The 7,048-nt window shown below is 68.4% G+C and carries 11 protein-coding genes; 2 read left to right on the top strand and 9 right to left on the bottom strand.

The genetic code is table 11. The annotated features are described in order from the left end of the window. From WB508_RS11705 to WB508_RS11720, 4 genes are all read right to left on the bottom strand, one after another. Positions 1 to 216, bottom strand: a 216-nt coding sequence (locus WB508_RS11705; protein ID WP_423845058.1) for a glycosyltransferase, incomplete at its 3' end; no start/stop codon positions are given. Further along, complete coding sequence (locus tag WB508_RS11710) at positions 203 to 766, bottom strand: class I SAM-dependent methyltransferase (RefSeq protein WP_423845059.1); 564 nt, start codon at positions 764 to 766, stop codon at positions 203 to 205. The genes WB508_RS11710 and WB508_RS11705, both read right to left, overlap by 14 nt. Beyond that, positions 763 to 1,452, bottom strand: a complete 690-nt coding sequence (locus WB508_RS11715) for a PIG-L deacetylase family protein (protein ID WP_423845060.1) — start codon at positions 1,450 to 1,452, stop codon at positions 763 to 765. The genes WB508_RS11710 and WB508_RS11715 overlap by 4 nt, the downstream gene beginning before the upstream one ends. Further along, complete coding sequence (locus WB508_RS11720) at positions 1,449 to 2,387, bottom strand: acyl-CoA dehydrogenase (RefSeq protein WP_423845061.1); 939 nt, start codon at positions 2,385 to 2,387, stop codon at positions 1,449 to 1,451. The genes WB508_RS11715 and WB508_RS11720 overlap by 4 nt, the downstream gene beginning before the upstream one ends. 159 nt (positions 2,388 to 2,546) lie before the next feature. On the opposite strand from WB508_RS11720, the gene WB508_RS11725 reads away from it, so the two are divergent. Together WB508_RS11725 and WB508_RS11730 are read left to right on the top strand one after the other, a co-directional pair. Beyond that, the gene (locus WB508_RS11725) at positions 2,547 to 3,104 is read left to right on the top strand and encodes a type 1 glutamine amidotransferase domain-containing protein (RefSeq protein ID WP_423845062.1); all 558 of its coding nucleotides are present in this window, start codon (positions 2,547 to 2,549) and stop codon (positions 3,102 to 3,104) included. A 22-nt stretch (positions 3,105 to 3,126) separates the two neighbouring features. Then, entirely contained in the window at positions 3,127 to 3,600 is a 474-nt protein-coding gene (locus WB508_RS11730; RefSeq protein ID WP_423845063.1) for a hypothetical protein, read from the top strand. Positions 3,601 to 3,628: 28 nt separating this feature from the next. Here the strand turns inward: WB508_RS11730 and WB508_RS11735 are convergent, their stop codons facing one another. The 5 genes from WB508_RS11735 to WB508_RS11755 form a co-directional block, all read right to left on the bottom strand. Further along, on the bottom strand, positions 3,629 to 3,847 hold the full coding sequence (locus tag WB508_RS11735; protein WP_423845064.1) for a hypothetical protein: 219 nt from the start codon (positions 3,845 to 3,847) through the stop codon (positions 3,629 to 3,631). An 81-nt stretch (positions 3,848 to 3,928) separates the two neighbouring features. Further along, complete coding sequence (locus WB508_RS11740) at positions 3,929 to 4,102, bottom strand: CsbD family protein (protein WP_423845065.1); 174 nt, start codon at positions 4,100 to 4,102, stop codon at positions 3,929 to 3,931. Positions 4,103 to 4,157: 55 nt separating this feature from the next. After that, positions 4,158 to 4,862: an ANTAR domain-containing protein gene (locus WB508_RS11745; protein WP_423845066.1), complete on the bottom strand. Its 705-nt coding sequence runs from the start codon at positions 4,860 to 4,862 to the stop codon at positions 4,158 to 4,160. A 1-nt stretch (position 4,863) separates the two neighbouring features. Then, the gene (locus tag WB508_RS11750; RefSeq protein WP_423845067.1) at positions 4,864 to 5,571 is read right to left on the bottom strand and encodes an ANTAR domain-containing protein; all 708 of its coding nucleotides are present in this window, start codon (positions 5,569 to 5,571) and stop codon (positions 4,864 to 4,866) included. A gap of 45 nt (positions 5,572 to 5,616) precedes the next feature. Then, positions 5,617 to 7,048: phosphoenolpyruvate carboxylase (locus tag WB508_RS11755; protein WP_423845068.1), on the bottom strand; the 1,432-nt coding region annotated here is incomplete at its 5' end.

A 7,048-nucleotide genomic window follows, 5' to 3' on the forward strand; every position in this document is an offset into this window, starting at 1 on the left:
GTTCGGGACGGCGTCCACCAGGACCTGCACCCCGCCGCGGTCCGCCGCGATCTCGGCGGTCCGATCAGTGCAGCCGTTGGCCACCACGATGAGCTCGACGTCGAGGTCGACCTGTTCAGCGGCCGTCTCGAGGGCATCGATCGCGTCGACCAGCAGCGCCTCCTCGTTGTTCGCCGGCACGATCACCGCGATCCGATCGATGTCAGGCGTGACCACGTGTGAACACCTCCAGCCTGAAGTCCGTCTCGCGATGGCTGACGATCGTCTGCAGATGCGAGTGGGCGGCCACCTCGTCGTGGGCTTCGTCGCCGGTGCACGCGGCCACGTCGAACGGGTGTCGCCAGTGCACGAGGACCAGATGACCCGACGGCAGCAATGTCTCCAGGCACCGCGCCAGGACGCGGCGACGATCCGCTTCGCCGAGGTAGTACAACAGCTCGGACAGCACGATCAGGTCGAAGGCGTCGTCCGGCCATTCCTGCGGAATGGTTCCTCGGTCGAAGGTGACGTGGTGGTCGGGGACCCGCAGGCGGGCCTGATCGAGAGGCGCAGCAGGATCGGTGGCCAGGACCAGGTCACACCGCGCAGCCAGCCGCTGTGTCAGGACACCGATCGAACACCCGGGCTCGAACGCATTGGCGTAGCGCGCCCGGGGCAGGCTGGCGACGGTGATGTCGAACTTGCGCCGCTCGTAGCTGCGTTCGGCCAGCTGCCACGGGTCGTTCGACGCGGCGTAGAGATCGTGAAAATGCAACGGGTGGGTCATGTCAGGACGACCTCCACCGTGTGCAATGCGTGGTCCAGCAGAGCGGGGGTGAGCACTGCGGCATCGCCGGGGTCGTCGCTCAGCGGACCGACCTGCGACGTGAAGGCGTGAACTGCTGCCCACTTGGCGGTGCGCGCCAGCGGCGTGTCTGGGAGTCGTCTGGCGCTGGTGAGCCATGACTGGTCAGCGGGGGTGGTCCACGTCCACGTCCAGATCGGGAACCTCCACACGGGCGTCTGTCCACGGCACGCCACCAGAGCGGCCGATCCCAGGGCATCGTGGTCGGGATGTCCGTCATGTTCGAACGGCGCGAGGACCAGCGCCGCATCGTGGACCCAGGGCGTGATGGCCTCGACAAGGCCGATGGGGTCGTCGGCCAGGTGGCCGTCCGGAAGCTGGAGGCGTTCGATCTGCGGCTGCGACACACCTAGCGCCAGCAACGCCGCGCGCAGCTCCGCAGGTCGCCGATCCCGCAGCTGGTCACGCGTCGTGGTGCGACTGTGGGGATGGGAGGCCTCACCGTCGGTCGCGGTCACGAAGACGGTGTCGCGATGGCACTGGGTGGCGAGCCATGCGCCGATGGCCAGCACCTCGTCGTCTGGATGCGCCGACAGCACCACCAACCGTCCGTCCGGTGCGGTCGGCGCTGGCGGCAGCTGCTCGATCCGGGACCGCCACGTGGTCACGGCAGGGCTCCGAGCGTCTCGAGGTCTCGCTCAGCATGATGCTGGCGGACGAAGACCGCCAGATCGGCGACCCGGCGAGCATGCGCCTCGTCGAACGCCAGGGGTCCCGGTCCACTGGCCCGCCCGACTCTTCCGATCACCTCGTCGGCGAGGTCGGCAGCCTGTGCACGCAGGACCAAAGCCAGCCGCTGGGCCGACGAGACGTCAAGGCCTGCGTCGACCCGGGCGGCCGCCGCATCCAGGGCGAGCGCGAATGTCTCGGTGCTCGCCCGCACCGCCCCGAGGTGCGCCAGACCGTGCGGTCCGAGACGATCCGAGCCCGACTCGAGCAGGTCGGCGACTCCGAGGGCACCCCCAAACCAACAGGCGGCGATGCCGATCGCCCCGAACCAGAAGCCCACGCGCTCGGTGTAGTCGCCCACCCGACCTATGGTCTGGGCGCTCACGTCGTCCAAGGCCAGAGTGACGGTCTGTGCGCGACTCATGCCCGGCGCCACCCACGTCGGGGCCTCGGCGTCGACGACCACACCGACGTCGTCGAGATCCACGGCGAACAGGCCCGGGCCTGCCGGCGTCTCCGCCGTCACGAGGGCGTGGGTCACCAGCGCGGCGCCGGAGCAGAATGCCTTGCGGCCGGTCAGCCGCCAGCCGTCTTCCACCTCCGTCGCCCGCAGCACGGCGAACGGCGGCTCTGCCGCCCACACCGCCCACAGCTGGCCGTCTTGCACCGACGGACCGTTGAGTTCGCTGAGGATGGCGACGGCATCGTGGTGCGGCTCGACCAGCTTGGCGAGGGCCAGATCTCGACGGGCGACCTCGGTGAACCGGTCCCATCGGACTCGGCTTCGTCCGGCTCCTGGCAGAGGGAGGCGGTCGCACTCAGCGGCGACGTCCGACCGGGTGATCGGTGCGATCGACGGCGCCTTCGTTGGCACGACGCTCCTCCTCGGCTCGCAGCACGGGCCATCCCCATCAGACGACGAGCCTGCTGTACCCGCTTCGCAGGAGTTTCACACCTACCGCGCACGGTTGATCCCGCCGATCGTGGGTACGCCAGAAGAGACCACCGCGCCACCCTCAGGAGGCCTCTCGCCATGTCCGTCACCGGATCGACCGTCGCCATCCTCACGGCCCAGACCGGTGTCGAGCGCGCCGAGCTGGAGGAGCCGATGGACGCACTGATCGACGCAGGGGCCACCGTGGTGCATCTGGCGCCCGAGCTCGGGCCGGTGCAGTCGATGGTGTCCGACACGCACCCGGACGTGACTTTCTCCCCCGACGGGACTGTCGCCGACGCCTCGATCGAGGACTTCGATCTGCTGATCCTGCCGGGCGGCACGGTCAACGCCGACAAGGTGCGCGGCGATGCGGCCTCGATGGCTCTCGTGACCCAGTTCGTCGACGCGGGAAAGCCGATCGCCGCCGTGTGTCACGCCCCCTGGGCCCTGGTCGAGGCAGGAGTGCTGCCGGGCAAGACCCTCACGTCCTTCCCCACTCTGCACACCGACATCACGAATGCTGGCGGCACCTGGGTGGACGAGGAGGTCTTCGTCTGTCCGGCGAACGACTGGAATCTGATCACGTCGCGGAGCCCGGCTGACCTCGATGCGTTCATCGGCGCCATCTGCCAGCTGCTCGACGAACCGAGCTGACCATCTCTGGAGAGGACGACGCATGGACGAGCTGGGCCACTACCTGCGACTGCACCTGACGGGCGCTGCCGGCGGGATTGAACTGTTCTCTCGTGGTGAGCGCATGCTCGACCCGGCCGCGCGGGACACCACCCTGACCATCCGGGACGAGCTGCGCGAGGAACGCCAGCAGCTGTTGACCTTCGCCCGTGCGCTCCAGAAGCGGGAGGCCCCGGTCGCCGCCATGGTGGCGAAGGTCAGCGAGAAGGTGGCCCGCCTCAAGCCAAACGGCAGCCCGCTGAGCCGAGGCCCGATGGACGACCTGGTGGATCTGGAGGCCATGCGGGTGGCGCTGGCTGGCAAGCTGGCGGGCTACGAAGCCATGCTCACCGTGTCCGAGCAGGTGCCCGGGCTGCCCAGCGAGCAGCTCGAAGCGCTGCGGCAGCAGGCGTTGCGACAGCACGACCAGGTGTCGACGCTGCACGCCAAGGCGGCGAAGCGAGCGCTGGCTCGCTGATCGCCACGCGACGATCGTCCGATCGTGATCAGCCGAGCACGTCTGTGGCCGACACATCGCCGTTCTCGGCGTCGATGGCGGCGGCGAGGCGTGTGACGTCCTCGGCTGGCACGTTCACGCCGGCCTCCTCGAAGCCGTGGAGCAACTCGGTCTCGATGGTGTTTCGCGGCGCGCCGTCCTGATAGGACGACACGCGATCCACGACGGCCTGCACTGCCTCGAGATGGTCCTTGTCATATGTGGTCATGCGCATCACGTACCCCGGGTTCGCCGTGTCATGCAAACGGCCGACGAAGCAGTCTGCTTCGTCGGCCGTCCGTCATGATGCTCAGTGCTTGAAGGCGTCCTTGACCTTCTCGCCGGCGTCCTTGACGTCCGACTTGGCCTGATCGGTCTTGCCGTCACGCTCCAGGTCGTCGTTGCCGGTGACCTTGCCAGCGGCTTCCTTCGCCTTGCCGGTCAGGTCGTCGACCTTGTTCTCGACCTTGTCGTCATTTCCCATGATCAGCCTCCTGTATGAGTGGTGGACGATCCCGACGTACCCCACTCACCAGGATCTATTCGTGCTGCAGGCGCACAGCCTCAGCGAGGATGGTCGCGGCTGCAGAAGTCAGAGAGACTCCGGTCGCTGCCGCGTGGTCCAGGATGTGGAGGTGCGCCGCCTCCATGTCGCACCCGACTCTTTCGGCCATCACGCCTTTGGCCTGCTCCAGCATCACCCGTTCGGACAACACCCGCCGGATTCGCGCCGCGAGATCTTCAGTCGACAGGTCGGGAGTCTGCAGCAGCATGGCGGTGGCGATGTCGGCGAAAGCGCCGAGCACTGTGCTCTCGCCAGCATCCATCTCGCCTGGCTGTCGGGCGTACAGCACCAATGCGCCCATGGCGGTGTCACGCCACATCAGCGGCGCGGCCCGAACCGACGAAAATCCGGTGTCGAGCATCGCCGGGGCGAAGTCGGGCCAGCGCTGGTGCAGCTCGTCGCGACCGTCAGCCTGCACGATCGTGCGGCCAGCCACGGCGTCCTCGCAGGGTCCTTGGGCGAGGCGGGTCTGGTGCAGCTCCAGCTGGGTGGCGGCATGACTCGACGCCACGAAGAGCTCCAGATCGGATCCCGCCAGAACCAGGATCGCCGAGGCGTCTGCACCCAGGACGTCACGGCACTGGCCGAGCAAGCCAGTCGCCCGGCTCAAAGCATCGTCCGGTCCCACCAACGCCGCCGACAGCGACGTCAATGCCTGGGTCACTCGGGCTTGATCCATGTCAATCACCCTCGATCGTGAAGTCTCGGAAGTTGATGCCCCGCTGCACGACCTGGGTGGCTACGTCCTCGAGCGTCGTGTTCTGGAAGAATGCCTGGGCTCGCAGCAGGGCCACCGCATCGTCCTGATGGACGCCCACCTGGGCCACGACCATCCCGGTGGCCTGGTGGACGACGGCCATGGAGCTCCATGCTCGGGGAGACAGCGCCTCCGGGTGGTCCAGCTGCGGGTCGAGCAGCATCGCGGTGCCGACGGTGTGTCCCAAGAAGGCTGCAGTCAGTCGGTCGGTGGGCAGCTCGTCGCCGGAGCGGTGGGCGCTCAGCACACCCACCAGCGCGTCACCGCACAACAGTGGTGCGCAGATGACCGTGCCAGCGAATCCGACGATCAGCTGCTGATCCAGCAGCAGCGGCCACCGGTCGGCAGCTCCCGGGCCGAAGCGGGCGATGACGACATCACGGCCACGGGCGGCATCGAGGCTGGGGCCCTGCCCCGCGACGTCCTGTACTCCCTCGAGAGTTTTCGCCATGTCATCGGTGGCGATCAGCAACTGCCGGGTGGCCCGCGTCGTCACCGTGACCGCTGTGCCGTCGGCGTCCAGCAGCTCGGCACTGACCGCGCACAGACGCGCCGTCAGCGGTCCCTGCCCGGTTCGAGCAGCCAGCGCGGCCGCGAAACGGCCCACCAACCTGGACTCGGTCTCGGCCATGCTGCATTCCCCTCGTCGGGCTTCAGCATGGCACACGACCAGCAGTCAGCCGGTGTTGCGCAAACCGGCAGCGATGCCGTTGATGGTCAGCAGCAACGCTCGCTCCAGATCGGCCGACGGTTCAGACTCACGCGCCTTGGCCAGCAGCGAGATCTGCAGCGCGTGCAGCGGGGCCAGGTACTGGTCGCGCAGCTCGAGGGTGTGCCGCAGCACCGGCGCGGACTCCAGCAGAGCGTCGTGTCCGGTGACCTTGAGCACCTGCTCGACGGTGCGGGCGTGCTCGTGGCGGATCGCATCGAACAGGTGGCGCGCAGGTTCGGGCACCAACGCCTGCACGTAGGCGGCGGCGATGTCCAGATCTGTCTTGGCGAGGGTCATCTGCACGTTCGACAAGAAAGTGCGGAAGAAGGCCCAAGATCGGTACATCTCGCGCAGCGTCTCGGCGCGACCGTCCGCGAAGGCGGCGGCCAGGCCGGTGCCGACCCCATACCAACCGGGCAGGATGATGCGTGACTGCGTCCAACCAAACACCCACGGAATCGCCCGAAGGTCCTCCAGACCGCCCAGCCCGCCGGGTCGCTTGGCCGGACGGGAGCCGATGTTCATCTTGCCGAGCTCGTCGACCGGGGTGGCGGCGACGAAGAACTCCACCAACGCGTCCTCACGCACCAGCGAGCGGTAGCACTCCTTGCCTTCCTCGGCGACGAGGTCCATCGTCGAGTTCCACCCGTCGAGGAGTTCTTGGGGCAGCAGCGAGGTTCGGTGCAGGGCGGAGGCCTCGATCACGGCCGACAGCGCCTCCTCGAGATTTCGGCGCCCGAGCCCAGGCAGCGCGTACTTGTCCGAGATCACCTCACCCTGCTCGGTGATCTTGATGGGGCCGTCCAGCGATCCGTTCGGCTGGGACATGATCGCCTCGGCCGTTGGTCCGCCGCCGCGACCCACCGAACCGCCGCGTCCGTGGAACAGCCGCAGCACGACGCCATGCTCGCGCGCGACATCGCGCAGGGCGCGTTGGGCGCGGTGGATCTGCCATTGCGAGGCAGCGATGCCGGCGTCCTTGGAGGAGTCGGAGTAGCCGAGCATGATCTCCTGGACGTCGCCGCGCGCCGCCACGATCCGCCGGTACGACGGGTCGGCGAGCAGCGCCTCCAGCAGCGGGCCGGCGGCCTCGAGCTCGGCCACCGTCTCGAACAGCGGGGCGAAACCGATGCGCGCCACCGCATCGGGTCGGGAGAGGTCGACCAGACCGACCTCGCGCGCCAGCACCACCACGGCGAACAGGTCGTCGACGTCGTGGGTCATCGACACGATGTAGGTCTCGATGACGTCCGGACCGTAGGTGTCGAGCGCCGTGCCGATGGTCTTCAGCAGGTCCAGCGACGCGGTCGCAGCCTCCCCGAGGCCCCCGGCCCCCACCCCGGTGAGCGGCCGGCCCGACGCCATCTCGTCGCGAAGCCGCGCGATGCGGTCGGGC

Origin of the sequence: Aeromicrobium sp. (assembly GCF_049586495.1) — a bacterium.
In the GTDB taxonomy this organism is placed as follows: Bacteria; Actinomycetota; Actinomycetes; order Propionibacteriales; family Nocardioidaceae; genus Aeromicrobium.